Source organism: Sphingobacterium sp. JB170, from assembly GCF_900163865.1.
In the GTDB taxonomy this organism is placed as follows: domain Bacteria; phylum Bacteroidota; class Bacteroidia; order Sphingobacteriales; family Sphingobacteriaceae; genus Sphingobacterium.
This window is the reverse complement of sequence record NZ_FUKU01000055.1, coordinates 23,574-37,513: the sequence shown is the minus strand read 5'-3', so window position 1 is coordinate 37,513 and position 13,940 is coordinate 23,574. Positions and strand designations below refer to the sequence as shown.

The 13,940-nt window shown below is 42.3% G+C and carries 13 protein-coding genes; 7 read left to right on the top strand and 6 right to left on the bottom strand.

Features of this window, described 5'->3' with window-relative positions:
* Nucleotides 1-3: 3 nt before the first annotated feature.
* The 3 genes from FM107_RS14200 to FM107_RS14190 form a co-directional block, all read right to left on the bottom strand.
* On the bottom strand, nucleotides 4-1,401 hold the full coding sequence (locus FM107_RS14200; protein ID WP_086949143.1) for an SGNH/GDSL hydrolase family protein: 1,398 nt from the start codon (nucleotides 1,399-1,401) through the stop codon (nucleotides 4-6).
* Nucleotides 1,402-1,714: 313 nt separating this feature from the next.
* Nucleotides 1,715-3,598 (bottom strand): RICIN domain-containing protein, encoded by a 1,884-nt coding sequence (locus tag FM107_RS14195; RefSeq protein ID WP_256959551.1) that lies wholly within the window; start codon nucleotides 3,596-3,598, stop codon nucleotides 1,715-1,717.
* Between the two features lie 319 nt (nucleotides 3,599-3,917).
* Nucleotides 3,918-5,528 carry a DUF6377 domain-containing protein gene (locus FM107_RS14190; protein WP_086949142.1) on the bottom strand — a complete coding sequence of 537 codons (1,611 nt, stop codon included), beginning with the start codon at nucleotides 5,526-5,528 and terminating at the stop codon, nucleotides 3,918-3,920.
* Between the two features lie 282 nt (nucleotides 5,529-5,810).
* On the opposite strand from FM107_RS14190, the gene FM107_RS14185 reads away from it, so the two are divergent.
* Entirely contained in the window at nucleotides 5,811-6,128 is a 318-nt protein-coding gene (locus FM107_RS14185; protein WP_086949141.1) for a hypothetical protein, read from the top strand.
* 347 nt (nucleotides 6,129-6,475) lie between these two features.
* Here the strand turns inward: FM107_RS14185 and FM107_RS14180 are convergent, their stop codons facing one another.
* Entirely contained in the window at nucleotides 6,476-6,838 is a 363-nt protein-coding gene (locus FM107_RS14180) for a helix-turn-helix domain-containing protein (protein ID WP_086949140.1), read from the bottom strand.
* A 114-nt stretch (nucleotides 6,839-6,952) separates the two neighbouring features.
* On the opposite strand from FM107_RS14180, the gene FM107_RS14175 reads away from it, so the two are divergent.
* From FM107_RS14175 to FM107_RS14160, 4 genes are all read left to right on the top strand, one after another.
* Nucleotides 6,953-7,315, top strand: a complete 363-nt coding sequence (locus FM107_RS14175; protein ID WP_086949139.1) for a DoxX family protein — start codon at nucleotides 6,953-6,955, stop codon at nucleotides 7,313-7,315.
* A gap of 30 nt (nucleotides 7,316-7,345) precedes the next feature.
* The gene (locus FM107_RS14170; RefSeq protein ID WP_086949138.1) at nucleotides 7,346-8,254 is read left to right on the top strand and encodes an SDR family oxidoreductase; all 909 of its coding nucleotides are present in this window, start codon (nucleotides 7,346-7,348) and stop codon (nucleotides 8,252-8,254) included.
* A gap of 366 nt (nucleotides 8,255-8,620) precedes the next feature.
* Nucleotides 8,621-8,989 (top strand): VOC family protein, encoded by a 369-nt coding sequence (locus FM107_RS14165; protein WP_086949137.1) that lies wholly within the window; start codon nucleotides 8,621-8,623, stop codon nucleotides 8,987-8,989.
* A 106-nt stretch (nucleotides 8,990-9,095) separates the two neighbouring features.
* Nucleotides 9,096-9,476, top strand: a complete 381-nt coding sequence (locus FM107_RS14160; RefSeq protein WP_086949136.1) for an ABC transporter permease — start codon at nucleotides 9,096-9,098, stop codon at nucleotides 9,474-9,476.
* A gap of 240 nt (nucleotides 9,477-9,716) precedes the next feature.
* Here the strand turns inward: FM107_RS14160 and FM107_RS14155 are convergent, their stop codons facing one another.
* Both FM107_RS14155 and FM107_RS14150 read right to left on the bottom strand, forming a co-directional pair.
* Complete coding sequence (locus FM107_RS14155; RefSeq protein ID WP_086949135.1) at nucleotides 9,717-10,436, bottom strand: basic secretory protein-like protein; 720 nt, start codon at nucleotides 10,434-10,436, stop codon at nucleotides 9,717-9,719.
* Between the two features lie 234 nt (nucleotides 10,437-10,670).
* Nucleotides 10,671-11,102, bottom strand: a complete 432-nt coding sequence (locus FM107_RS14150; RefSeq protein ID WP_256959554.1) for a DUF5689 domain-containing protein — start codon at nucleotides 11,100-11,102, stop codon at nucleotides 10,671-10,673.
* 672 nt (nucleotides 11,103-11,774) lie between these two features.
* On the opposite strand from FM107_RS14150, the gene FM107_RS14145 reads away from it, so the two are divergent.
* Nucleotides 11,775-12,650 (top strand): helix-turn-helix transcriptional regulator, encoded by an 876-nt coding sequence (locus FM107_RS14145; RefSeq protein ID WP_086949133.1) that lies wholly within the window; start codon nucleotides 11,775-11,777, stop codon nucleotides 12,648-12,650.
* A gap of 69 nt (nucleotides 12,651-12,719) precedes the next feature.
* Nucleotides 12,720-13,883, top strand: a complete 1,164-nt coding sequence (locus tag FM107_RS14140) for an iron-containing alcohol dehydrogenase (RefSeq protein ID WP_086949132.1) — start codon at nucleotides 12,720-12,722, stop codon at nucleotides 13,881-13,883.
* The last annotated feature ends 57 nt before the right edge of the window (nucleotides 13,884-13,940 follow it).

Here is a 13,940-nt window from a genome sequence, read left to right as displayed (position 1 = left end):
TTGCTATATACGCACTAGGCTGATCGTCCTTTTTTGCGGCACGCTCGTACGTTTAATGGCTTGCAGCAAGAGCTCCATCTCGTCGTTCCATGCCTTTCTGATCTCGGGGAACATGGCTTTCGCGTATAGATCGCCCTTGGCACGCAGCCAGCCGTCACTTTGCTCATGCTCCTGAAACACTTCAATCGCCTTGCGGTTATTGGCGTTCAAAAGTCCTTTGGGCTGAAAAAAATTGTACTGCACCCAGGCGTAATCGCGAAAGCGGCGCTCAATCTCCCAGCGTTCTTCGTTAAGGTACATGATGCGCCGCGCCTGTTGGTATTGCGGGGTGTGATCCAGCGCAGCAAGATTTATCCCCTTTTCAAACGCGGTTGCGGACCAGCTACCAATCTCCACCTGGTCGATCAGCAGCTTATAGTTTCCTTTCAGCCCGCGCACACGCAGCAGCTCTTGGTTCATCTCTTCCATAAAGGGTACAACCGCCATCGCATCGTACTGGCTCTTTTTACTACCCCAGCCGCGCGCTACGGTATCCAGCGGGTAAGGAAGGGCGTTAGCCTGGTAATCGAAGTTCCACCCTGCAGCAGTCTTGTGAAGATCCGAGAGACTGCAGTTCTCGCTCACCAGCACTTTACCGTGCGCTGCATCAATATCCATCTCGGCGACCTTGGTGCCGCTAAAGCCTTGCGCTTTTAAAATCAGATACGCCATAACCATGTGCCCATCGAGATCCGGGTGCACGCGGTCGTTTCCCGACAAAGTAAAGTAAGGATCATCTTTCTGCATACGCGCACTGAATGCGCTCATGGGCTGGTTGAAATCATAAAACTCCCAGCCATTGGCCTGGGCCGACTCGCGCTGAAAGTCTACTACGCGCAGCATGGCTTTATTTTTACTTTTTAGCGGCGTATTATCTGCTATCTTTACGTGTTCATCATAAGGAGAGCTTCCCAGCAACACGATCCGGGTATCCACGAGCTGCTTATAGCGCTCTTCCATCTGCATATATCCCTGGCGAGATTCTTCTACTTTCTGATCAGCGAACTTATCCGCTTCCTGTTCATTATACTCCAAGTACCCCGTGTCATTCATACCGAAAGTGGTAAACAGCACCGTCGGCTGCTTGCTGAATACATCGCCATCAATGCGCCGTAGCATTTCCCATACCGTATCGCCGCCAATGCCCGCATTCAGCACCGTGAGGTTCATTGCCGGAAAGCGTGTCATATAGTAAAGCCAGATGTACGAATGGTAATGCCCACCATCGGTGATGCTGTTGCCTAAGAATACCACGCGGTCATTCTCTTTGAATGGCGCTATTTGCTGCGCATGGGATGTCGTATCAAGCAGAGCGAACAATAAAAAGGACAGGTACCATTTTTTTAATAATAGATTTTTCATGTTGAGTTTATAATTTTCTACCGGTTGAGCATTCAAGATGCAGACTTCGCCTCTGGCCAGTAAACCTAGCCGGCTGGTGCCGCACCTCAATGGCAAACAAATTTATAAACCACTAGCGCTATATTTACTAAGCGGTAGAGGCTGTGGTAAATGATTGTAAAGTATCGAATCACCTAAACCATTTAATAACAATATTTTAAAACATGAACTACCATCTAATTTGGTAAATGCTGTAGAACGATTTCAAGCCTAAATGCGGGCCTTTTCCGAGCATGTCGCGAGGTTTCGCGTCCGCACGCCACAAAAATGGCAACTAGAGACCAAACATCTCGTAAGGTATTCGGATGCCTTTAACGCGGTAGTAATAGGGATCAAAGTTACCGTCCTCCTCTTTGATCTGTTCGCCGTTTTCTTCACACGCACCGTAGTTTATACTGTAGGTCACCAGCAGCTCATTGCGCCCATTGACCGACTCGGTATGCAACGAAGGGGTGTACACCCGCGCGTTGTATCCTTTATAAAATTCGGTAAAGTGGTGTACCAGCGTCGGGGTGCTAAACGGGCCCGTCGGGCTGCTCGCGGTCGATATATACATGTTTAGCGAAGGAATCCCGCAGTAAAAACCTTGGTCCATCGTTAGGTGGATGTATTTCCCATTTAAATACCCCACGGAGCTTGTTCCCAGCGCATTATTGACGCGGGCTTGCTCGGCAGACGAGGCTACCGTCTCCCAGGAACTGCCGTCCCAAAATGTCCATTCTTGCGGGTTATCTTGCTTGAACCGCGCGAGATGCAAGTACGAAGCGAAGCCAAAACTCTCTGGGTCACCGCGCGTGCCAAAGGCGTACACATACCCATCGGACGCTTTAACCATCCCCGCGGCATAGTTGATCAGCTTTTCTGCCGCCGTTAGTCCGGGCGGAGTGGTACGCTCAACGTTCCAGTGCGTTGCCGATACGGGCGTAAGCTTAAACAGGGCTTGATTGTCGTCCGCCGAGCCAAGGTTATTGCCTTCCCCAGCATGTAGGTATACAGCATCACCGAGCTGCACGCCCGGCCCAGGCCAGCTCCAATCTTTACCTTCGCGCTTTGGTACGATATTACCGATATTGTGCATCCGCCCGTCGGCACTCATCATTGGCGCTTGTGGACTCCAATTATCGATCGACGGTTGGATAATAATCGAGTTGGAGTAGGAAATAAAATGGTTGCCGTATAGATTCCCGCTGGGAGCGAGCGAACCCTCGTACCAGGCATCCTGGGTAATCCATAAAACGCGACCATCGTTAAGCGGTATACTCGTTCCTTGGTCAAAAGCAACGGACCCGGTCGTCCTGTTGAAAAAATTCGTCACCCGGCCATCGCGGTAGCTATCCCGAGGCAGCTTGGTGATGGCCCATAGTTGGCTGTCCTGCTCCTTTTGGGGCTGGGCTATTACGCCACCGTCGGCACTTAATGTCAAAAACAAGCCATTCGCTTTATTGGATATTTTAAATTTACCCGCATTCGGGGATTCTTCGATCTGCCAGAGCTGCTCATCAATATTTCCATCGGTGCGTTCCCAATCTTGTGCGAGCTGCGTGCCAGACTCCGCGGCATTCAAAAACAAACCGCTATGCAGGCTGCGCAGCTGATAGTACTTCGCTCCGCCGGCCGAGGAATGATAGATAATATCCCACTCTTGCCAGCGCTTGAGGTTTTCGCCCGTTTCTGCTTCGGCAGCCGCTACATGAATCAGCGCGCCCGCTACATACTTTTCGTTAAATGAGAGATCCCCAATCACCTGCATAACAGCCGATCCGTCATTCACCGATATGCTGTAGGTGCCGTAATCCGATATACTCGAGTCGTAGACCCTGAACTCCACCTCCCAGTCTCTCACCTCCCCGGAGGCGGCCGTGACACTGAATATTATCTTGCCACTGTCCGATGCATCGATGGGCTCACCCGTGGCAATATTGCAACTGGCTCCCTGTGATAAAGTAATAATGGGTACAACACGTTTAAGATCCGTACCGCTCAGCACGCGTACGAGAATCTTAAATGTGCCTTCCTCCTGATAGATCGTAGCATTGCCATACTGGCCGGTTTCCAATTTAAAGTCTTTAATCATCCGTCCGGGAGAAGGGGGAAGTTCATGTTTCTTTTCGCACCCGAAAAATAGCAGGAGCAGCATAAAGGAAAGTATATTCTTCATAATAAGCTATATAGATTAGTTCATTTCACCCGTGAAAGTTTACCGTCTGAATGCACATATAAATCGTGCTGCCGTCGCGTGTGGGTAGTTTATAATTTAAATGGTTAAACGTTGCTTTCAATAATAAAGAAAGGTCACCCTAGCAAGCGAGGTTGCCCTACTCTATTTTTGTGGCAAAACAAAGTTATAAACCAAGCGGCCTACCTGCATGTGCAAGTAGGCCGCGTGGTAGGTGTTTATAATGCATTATTTACGTAACGAGCAAACAATGAGGTTTTTAAAAATTATTATAAAAATAAATTAGTAAACCTAATAGAAATTATTTGCGTGAAAAGGAACCTATTTTTTTTACTTTCTGCTCAAAATGATCACCCTCGGACAGGGCCTTACTCTTTACTTTGCTCTTATAATTGTAAATCGTCTGGATCGAATAGCGTAGAAATGTGGCGATCTGATTCACGTCAGTTATGCCTAGACGTATCAGCGCAAAAATACGAAGCTCGGTATTAAGCTGGTTTTTCTTCAGCACATACCGTTCATCCGCGCGCAGCAGCTCATTGAACTGCTCGACAAAGTTAGGGTATACTTCGAAGAATGTCGCGTCGAAATCACTGTACAAAGACTCTACGTCCTGCTCGAAGACGAGGTTGGAAGCGCTTAACTTCTGCAGGTCATCGATCTGTCCGGCCTTGATTTTGCGATGCACATATTTACGGTACTCTTCAAGTTTATCCAAGTACACCGCGCACTGATTGATGTAATAACCGATATAACGCTCGCGAATGAGGTTTGCCTCGTCGAGCTTCTTATTTACCAATAACAGTTCATCGTTGATATCCTTGAGCTTCTTTCTTGCGCGCGAGACATTACGCACCTGTTGGTACAGCAAATAAAGCGTGACAATCAGAATGAGCACGAATACACTAAGGGCCAGAGCATAGAGCCGCAAATTACGTTTCTGCTGCTCGATTTTCGCCAGGTAGGTCGCTTCGATAATCGGATGTATCCGCCCAATGACGGTGTTTCTAAAACGCGAGTTATAAAAGTTAGCATCTTCCAGGGACGCCTGAATGTAATTAAAGGCGCGATCGGTATCTCCTTTTTCGTATTGGTAGGCCGCTAGGGCCAGCAACGACTCATTCTCTTTTACCGCTAGCTGCACGTCGGTTATCGCCGCCAGCAGTAAGTATTTCTCTTCCAACTCCGATGCGCCGAGTTCTTTGTAGATCGTGGCCAGCCCCATGGCGGACATCGCGTAACCGTGGGTATTGGGCTGCTCGTCGCGAAATAGTGCCAGCTGTAGTTCGGCAGAGGCTTGATAGGCTTTCTCGCTGCTCAATTTAAAAGCCTGCTCTTTGAGGTACAATTCGCTATCCGGGTTCAATAAGCGCATTAACGAATCTCGATGCCGCTTTATCTCTAAAAAACAGGTTTTTTCATACCTGCGATTCTCCATGTACTTAATCAGATTTTCGTTATAACGTATATAGCTCCAGCAGTACAGAACTTTTAAATGACTGGGCAAACGCTGATAGTCTAACGATTTCAGTACTTCTAAAGCGGGTGTAAATAATCCCGATAGCGATAATACGAATGCTTGCTTGAGTCTACTGTTATGCAGGTATTCCTGGTTATTGAGAGCTTCTGCCACTTCAATGTTGCGCTCCACATAGGCAAGTGCGGAATCGCACTTAAAAGATTGGTACTCGCCTATCAGCTCTTCATGAAGATGAAATTTATCTTCCAGCGACCGCGCGCTAACGAGCCGGCTTTTTATAGCCTTTATCCGGCCTTCCTTCTGGCTGGTGTACACTTTGCGGTTGACGATCGTTTTGTCCAATACCGCGAGTAAGGAGTCGACCTCGCTCTTGGCATAGAGGCCGGAAAATAAAAAAAAGAGAAAAAATATGGTTAGGGAGGTCCTTTTCACACTAAGAGTTTATAAATAATGGTCATTAATTGCACTGCGCACAATATAACGCAAATGGCAACACGATGCAAATTTTATGCTACAGCACGCGCGATTTGCCTTTTAAAGCTTAGCGGGGCGGCACGCAAGAATATGATAGCGTATGTGGCGGCTACCCCTGTGCTCCTTTTTTGAACCCTTGGGGAAATTTATTGCTTATCACGGAATGCTAAAAACACGTAAAATTTCGAATTTCCAACTCGGAGGCTAAAAACCGTCTAAATACTGTATATTTGCAACAATATGGGTTACGCAAAAGAAAGAGTAAAATTTGAGAAACTGGCTGAAAAAGTTGGTGGTTTAACGTATTACGACGAGAAAAGTCTTGTTATCATTACCGATGTTTTTGATCAATATTCGCATACGATTCGCATATTAAAGAACAAAAAGCCAGAACTATTTACCGAGCAATATAAAAACGAGTTAGAACAAGCAAAACTTCTTAAGCGCACGCTAAAGGTGAGTGAAGAAGCCGACCGTCAAGATAATTTTGTTAAATATCGCGACAGCCTTCTTGCAGCGCTGAACACTGCCATTGCTACATTAAAGGAGATGGTCTAAATCGGACATTTCCCGACTTTCCACTGGAATATATTTATAGGGCAACCTCAAAAGCGGCTATTTCCATACATTATTTAGCATAGCTTTAGCGTAAGTGGCCCCGGGGGGGAGAACACAAATCTTAAAATAAAAACATACAAAAGCTCATGAATTGACCATTTATGAGTTTTTTATTAATGTGATCGGAAAAGAGCGAATATTGCCGCCGGCCCAGTTTTAATCCGAGATGCTTCCGCTCGCGAAAGGGCAAAATAAGGTGAGCTTGTTTGTCAGCATTGGTCAATGCGTGTTGCGCTCCTCCGTTTATCCATATAACCCCTTTTTTAACAGACTAAAATTCTCATACGCTAATTTGCCGTCGTAATTTTCGTTCGGTGATTTGCACCCCACTGGGACAAAGCAGTAATGATATCTTTCAAAGACTCACTGTACGGTGTAGGGATATATTCTACGACAACAGGGGTCTGCTCGCTAAAGACTATTCTTTCAATCAATTGATTTACTTCTAACTTTTTCAATTCGCTGGACAGCATCTTGGCAGAAATGCCTGTTACTGTACGCTGCAATTCATTAAATCTTCTATTCCCGCCCAGGATCCCAATCATCACGCGTATCGTCCACCGACCTCCAAGAACATAAATTGCATCTTCAGTTGCCGATATACGGTTTTTGCACTGTACCGGCGAATACTCTAATTTACTTGTTGCCATACTTTAATTTGTTATGTACTTAACTAAACGTTAGTACTAACGTTTAGTTAAGTACTATATTTTGGTAAGCTAATATACGTAAATTTGCGCTATCATATTGTTAAAACAAAGAAAATGAAAACAACAAAAATCACGTATTACCTCACAACGAGCATTATTTCCATGATGATGCTATTTATTGCGTTTGAGACCATAACAAAACCTGAAGTCAAAGTTTCGATGGCACATTTAGGATTCCCAGATTATTTCAGAATTGAATTGGGGATCGCAAAACTAATCGGTGCCGTTTTTATTTGGCTGCCTGTACGCCTGTTGAAAGAGACTGCATACATCGGTTTCGCTATTATGTTTTCTTCGGCTTCCCTAGCCCACTTCGTCGTTGGCGATCCTTTTAGTAAAGTTATCACTGGAATCGCTTTTCTCGGAATTTTAATTGTGTCGTATGTATACAACACAAAACTTCAAAAAAATAAATAAAAATTATTAATAAGCAAAAAAATAAAAACTATGATATTAGTAACTGGTGCTACGGGTCAATTTGGTTCAAAAGCGATCGAACATTTATTAAAAAAAAGAGTGAAGCCCTCCGAAATTTCAGTCTTAGTTAGAGATGTCGCTAAAAGCAAAGGTTTAAAGAAACAGGGATTACAGATCAAAGAGGGTGATTATACAGACCTTAGTTCGATGGTAAAAGCATTTCAAGGCGTCGATAAATTGCTATTGGTCTCAAGTAATAACCGAGAAGCTATTGAAAACCGCACACAGCACCATAAAAATGCAATAACAGCGGCAAAAGAATCGGGTGTAAAACACGTCGTTTACACTTCGTTTGTGAGAAAACCAGGATTTCAAGATTCAGCCATAGCAGATTTTCAAAATTCGCATCTGGAGACCGAAATTTTTTTGAAAGAGAGCGGAATGTCGTATACGATTCTTCAGAATGGTATTTATGCAGAAATGATACCTGCCTTTCTAGGGAATAAATTTGCTGATACCAAAACCATTCTGTTCCCTGCAGGCACAGGAAAGGCAAGCTGGACACTTCGTGAAGAATTGGCTGAAGCAGCCGCTTACATTTTAATCTCCGAGGGCCATATAAACCAAACCTATACGTTGACCAACACCGAATCGGTTAGCTTTAAATCGATAGCTCAAACTATTTCTAGTGTATTAGGTGAAACAATTGAATACAAATCACCTGATGTGAACGATTTTGAAAATATCTTAGAACAGGCAGGTATTCCGGGCATGTACGTAGCGATGTTTAAGATGTGGGCCACTGCGCTTGAGCAGCAGACAATGGATAAAGTAGATGTTACCCTATCCACTTTCTTAGATCGAAAGCCGACTCCGGTCAGTGACTTTTTAACAAAAAACATGGTAGCCTCATACCGTTCAGATAAGGTCAAACAGTAACCTTACTTTTCGGAAAAAATTGTCAACGAAAACAAAACGACATGCATTTAATAACGGATTTGATAGCCTGATAGATGATACAATCATATTCATCGTAGTCGGAAAATTCGCTAGACGATGATCACATCACCTAAAGTAGCCCAAAGGCCTCTTTACAAGATATTGGAAATATGAACCATCAGTTTTCTGATTTCTCGTCTTTCCCTTTTTGAAGAGTAATATTGCTTTCGTCTTCGCATAATTAATCATTTTGTGCTAACTTCAACAAACGAACGGATTCAGGGATGCATCAACGTATCTTCACGCTAAAAGGTGCGCAGAAAAGTAAAAAGGTCGTTGTAAAATGCCCTGAAAAATCAAGTGATTATGATAAAAACCGAGACAATTATAGCGGTAAAAAACGTTTCAGAAAGCTCCCTCTGGTATCAAAAATTATTAGGTTGTATAAGCGGGCACGGTGGCGATAGCTTTGAAATCCTGACGAGTGACGACACGGTTGTGCTATGCTTGCACAAGTGGGGCGAGCACCAGCATCCAACAATGCAACATTCGGAAATGGAAGCAGGCAACGGACTAATCCTGTTCTTTCGGGTTGACAATCTTGCTACCATATTCGACAATGCAACGAATTTAAATGCGCGCATCGAAAAAGAAATTCACTACAATGAAAATTCACTTAAAAACCAGTTTATCGTAAGAGATTTAGACAATTATTACCTGATCATCTCCGACTAGTGGCACACCCTTAATACGTTTTTCGCGAGATCAGGTACCTATTCATAACGAAACCTTGGGTTTCATATTACACAAAGCGTTTCGTCATATTTTAAGGGTTCAAACGATGCTAACGATGATGTTTATGATGCCGCTTGTGCCGCTAATCTTGATGCTGGCGTGCGGCTTCTTCACACATCGCCCTAGTATGCCCGACTGGGCTATTACGATTTCGCACTTCACTCACGTGACCCATTTTATTAAAGCGGTGCGACTGATTGCGTTAATTGGCACGGGACTATCGGAAACAAAAAATGTTCTCGGCTACCTGTTGATGTTTGCTGACGCATTAAACGGCATGCGATATAGAATTACAGAAAAACAAGTTAAAGGTTTAAGAAGCCTTGGAGTTAAAATTACAGAGCGTGTATGCGGTACGCAGGCAGGTCTATTAATAAACCGATGCGTCAAGAAGTTAGGAGCAAGAAGACTGACTAATAAAAAGTAGCTTTTACTAAGCGGCAGGTTTCAAAACAGCGTTTAGGTACGGCATTGTATGTGCCGTACCTAAACGCATTTAATATCGCTCGCGCACTTGGAAAATGCGCGAGCGATATTATTGCACAATTTGGTGTTGCCACGGTTGACCATCTTCATACAACCAGCCTACCAAATTTAAATTACCATTACATACGTGTATAAAGTATCTATACAACTAAATATTGACAGTATACTAATTTTAAAGACGTTATATTGTCGGATTTCCCGCATATTCTTCCCATAATTCGTCCACTGTACTACCAGTACGCGCTACCCAAAATTCTGGGCTGTATGTCCCTGATCGAAGTACTTTATCTAGCTTTTTGACAAACTTCTTATCGTGATTTTTTACAATCCAGTGAAAGAACCTTGCGGTAATTCGATACGAGTTGTCATAGTTTTGTTTCTCATTAAAGTCCGGTAGCTTCCAGTTTCCTTCTTCATTGGCCACTCCGTATTTGAAACGGACATAGTCTGCTATGCCTTCAGTGATCCATCCCGGGCCCGCGCGATGCGGATAACCCTGAACGATATGCATTACTTCGTGGGTTACAACATCGATATCCGTCGGGTTTTTAACAAACCACGCTGGATTATACCGGACTACTCCGCCTGAAGTAGCAGCCACCCCCTCGTAATCAGGATCAATCACAAAAGTTACGGTTTTGGTCGTCTTGCGATTGAAATATTTAGCCAGCTTCGGATAATTAATAAAATAGGTGTCGATTAGACGTTTCTTCAGTTCCATATCAAAGTTGGGATCTTTATTGATCCAAATCAACGTATAACCCTTTTTTGTAATACTGTCCTTATCGGCAGCGACTTCTCGATCTTTATCAGTGTTATGCCAGTCTCTCTGTGCCCAAGCGGCATTATGGCAGAGCAGCATGGTGATACAAACCGAAGCGTAAAAAAATATCGTTTTCATGATAGATGTGTTTATAACATTAAAATTAATAAAAACAATTTAGCATATGCTTAAACGTACGTATTTTTTTAGATACGCACATATCTGGTTGGCACAGTTTGGGCCAAAATGCATATAGTATGTGCTATTGCCTCACCTTGGCTCTCGGTTCGAACAATAAAAATACATAATGGATGAACCTATAGCAGGCGGCAAGTTCCCTGCCCCGTGATTAAAATCGCCGGTACTCCATTGTTATTCCCATTCGACTAATGTTTTTGTGAATCCGTTTGCGACGTTTGGATTCACCTTAATATCTGATTCATTTAGCGGGCGGATTGAGTACTCGCCAAGTTCGCCGTAGGCGCTGTCCCTAATTTTAGCGACCAGTCCTGTGATCTTACCAGAACCTTTAGGAACACTTTCCCTACGATATCCAACCGCTCGGTTAGTAATAAGATAAAGGTTATCCCCTAGTATATCCCGGATAGGAGCTGGATAATGCCTTGTCGCATATTCCGCGTAACTCTGCGTAGGATAATATTCGTGGAAGTTTGAATAGCCACCGTGGGGAAGAGCAAACTCTACGTCTTTCAATGTAACTAGCGATAAGAGATGGTCATCTCTAAGTTCTTGTATAGAAAGGCTCGCTGGAGAGAACCCAGGATCCCCTTGTTTGTCGAGTATATTTTCTAAAAAAACCTTTCTTCATTTTTAGAAAATGGTCCTTACATTAATATCATACCCTTTCCTCATAAAATTTTTGATTTTAAATATTTAAATAAAAATGAATTATATCGACTTGTTTGCTGGTGCAAGAAATTAGAATGTTTGATCGCTACTAGTAAGCTCGTAACTAACAATCTATTCATTGAGTAAAATTACAATACGAAATAAATGAAAGAGAAAATCAAATTATGCGTTAGGCATTACACAAGAAACCGCCTTCAAAGAGTCCGAATCAACGGTATCCCTAATATATGCAAATTCCAACTGGGAAAGCACGATATATTATGAACCGTTGGAACAATGATATTTCAAATTCTCATCACGTTTCCGGATCGTCCATTATTGTAGTGATGTGATGAAATAAAAACAACCCAAAATATTTTTTTCTCAAGCCTTTTTAAAAAATCAAGTCCAATTACCCACAGGATAAATATTTCTTTCAAATTCCGCGGTGAGAACAAGAACCTTAATAATAGTTCTTTCTTTTACGATGTTTACTTGTACAGCCACTATTGTGTTGCAAAATAAATTCAGACTATCAATTTTCTAAAAAATTCTGTATTTAGAAAGTTTAGAATCTTTTATCCTAAATTTGTTACCCTGCTTTAAAACTCAGTAAGAATAGGAAAAATGAAGAAACTGGAGATCAAAAAATACATTCAGAAACCGGAAGATAATAACTTGTCATTTAGAGTTTTCGATTTGAATGAGGAGAATTTATATCACTATTTAACACCACATAAAAAGGATCATTTCTGTATAGTTGTCATAGAAAATGGTGAACTTCAGCTTCATATCGAAGATAAAATTCATTTTCTGAAACCAAAAAAAATTTCCGTCATATTTCCAGGGCAGGCACATTTTATTTCAGATCTGACAGATGATTTAAAGGGTAAAATCATTCTGTTTGAAGAAATATTATTCTGTTCCGATATTTTAAAAAATGAACTGAGCACGTACAATGTAAATCTTTCAACACAATTAAACTGTACTGTTCTCTCAACAGAAGACTTTAAAGAAGGCGTATATGCCATCAAAATAATCCAGGAAATTTATCAAAAGCCAAGTCTTATTAAAAAAGAGCAGGCTCGATTTCAAATTAAAATTTTTCTGTTGGGGTTAATAGAGTCCGTTCACGGTTTGCAGCCGATTTTAAATACAGATACCGCAGATAAACCAATTTACCTCCGGTATAAAAAGCTGTTAAATGAATATTACAAACAATACAGAACGGTTCAACATTATGCTGAAGAACTATCAATATCAACAAAAAAGTTAAATTCTCTTACTAAAAAACACTGTGGGGAAACAGCAATTCAGACGATCCATAACCGGATTTTAATGGAGATCAAAAGACAGCTCATGTTCTCCGATTTATCGCATAAAGAAATTGCTTTTGATCTCGGTTTTAACTCCCCTTCGGCACTTAATAAATTTGTAAAAGCAAAACTCAAAGAGACTCCTACGGAGCTTCAACAAGAACTTGCACAAATGTATAACACATAGTCTTGTTTGTATATCATCACTCGTTTGATCTTATTTAACTTTGTTTTATCAAAAATTAAATAAAAAAAAATGAGTAAATTATTTATCGCAGGGCAAGTTTTTCACGGTGCGGGAAGTCTTGAAGAGTTAAAAAATATTAAGGGTCAAAAAGCAGTAATCGTAACCGGAGGAAGCTCCATGAGAAAAAGCGGGACACTGGATAAAGCTATTGCTTATCTTACTGAAGCTGGAATTCAAACTCAGGTTTTCGAAGGCGTGGAAGAAGATCCGTCGTCTGCGACCTGTCTGAAAGGCGCTGAGATCATCCAGAATTTTCAACCGGACTGGATTATCGGATTAGGGGGCTGTTCTGCAATTGATGCAGCAAAGATCATGTGGGTGTTTTACGAATACCCTGATGTGGAATTTAATGACATGATCAAACCTTTTACAGTTCCGGTTCTAAGAAACAAAGCAAAATTTATCGCCATTCCGTCTACAAGCGGAACAGGAACCGAAACGACGGGGCTTGCTGTCATTACAGACCGAGAAAAAGGAGTGAAATACCCCGTTGTTTCTTATGAACTGACTCCGGACATTGCAATTATTGACGGCGAAATCTGTGCTTCAATGCCGGCTCACGTAACTTCAAATACAGGTCTAGATGCCATGACGCATTGTGTGGAAGCTTATGTGTCAAATATCGATGACAATATTGCTGATGCGCTTTCGAAAGGTGGTTTAGAAATAGTTTTTGCTAATCTGAAAGAAGCAGTAAAAAATCCGAACAATATTACTGCTCGTCAGAATATGCATGACGCATCATTTATGGCAGGTCTGGCATTTAATAATGCCTGGTTGGGAATTGTGCATTCCTTGTCTCACCAAGTTGGTGCTTTGTACGGAATTCCCCATGGGGCTGCGAATGCGATTTTCCTTCCAAATGTGATTCGTTATAACGCTTATGCTACGGAACGTTATCCAGATTTGGCAAAGGTGATCGGAAAGGAAACGACTGAAGAATTGGCACAAGCCATCGAAACGCTTCGTTCGGAAGTAAATAATCAGTCGGCCATCAAAGAATTCGGGATTTCGAGAGAAGATTGGAATAAAAATCTGGATTTCATGGCGAACAATGCTCTAATAGATCCGTGTACAGGGTTCAATCCAAGAGTTCCTTCTTTAGATGAATTGAAAACGATTTACAATGCGTGTTATGAAGGTGTTGCTTATACTGAAACAGTAATTGCTTAATAATTATTTTGTAATAAATTACAAAATATAAAAGAGCATCTATACATCTGTTAAAAA

Excerpts from the sequence above, each read along its gene's own strand:
- FM107_RS14200 (WP_086949143.1), bottom strand. The coding sequence starts at position 1,401 with ATGAAAAATCTATTATTAAAAAAATGGTACCTGTCCTTTTTATTGTTC.
- FM107_RS14195 (WP_256959551.1), bottom strand. The coding sequence starts at position 3,598 with ATGAAGAATATACTTTCCTTTATGCTGCTCCTGCTATTTTTCGGGTGC.
- FM107_RS14185 (WP_086949141.1), top strand. The coding sequence starts at position 5,811 with ATGGGTTACGCAAAAGAAAGAGTAAAATTTGAGAAACTGGCTGAAAAA.
- FM107_RS14180 (WP_086949140.1), bottom strand. The coding sequence starts at position 6,838 with ATGGCAACAAGTAAATTAGAGTATTCGCCGGTACAGTGCAAAAACCGT.
- FM107_RS14175 (WP_086949139.1), top strand. The coding sequence starts at position 6,953 with ATGAAAACAACAAAAATCACGTATTACCTCACAACGAGCATTATTTCC.
- FM107_RS14170 (WP_086949138.1), top strand. The coding sequence starts at position 7,346 with ATGATATTAGTAACTGGTGCTACGGGTCAATTTGGTTCAAAAGCGATC.
- FM107_RS14165 (WP_086949137.1), top strand. The coding sequence starts at position 8,621 with ATGATAAAAACCGAGACAATTATAGCGGTAAAAAACGTTTCAGAAAGC.
- FM107_RS14160 (WP_086949136.1), top strand. The coding sequence starts at position 9,096 with ATGCTAACGATGATGTTTATGATGCCGCTTGTGCCGCTAATCTTGATG.
- FM107_RS14155 (WP_086949135.1), bottom strand. The coding sequence starts at position 10,436 with ATGAAAACGATATTTTTTTACGCTTCGGTTTGTATCACCATGCTGCTC.
- FM107_RS14145 (WP_086949133.1), top strand. The coding sequence starts at position 11,775 with ATGAAGAAACTGGAGATCAAAAAATACATTCAGAAACCGGAAGATAAT.
- FM107_RS14140 (WP_086949132.1), top strand. The coding sequence starts at position 12,720 with ATGAGTAAATTATTTATCGCAGGGCAAGTTTTTCACGGTGCGGGAAGT.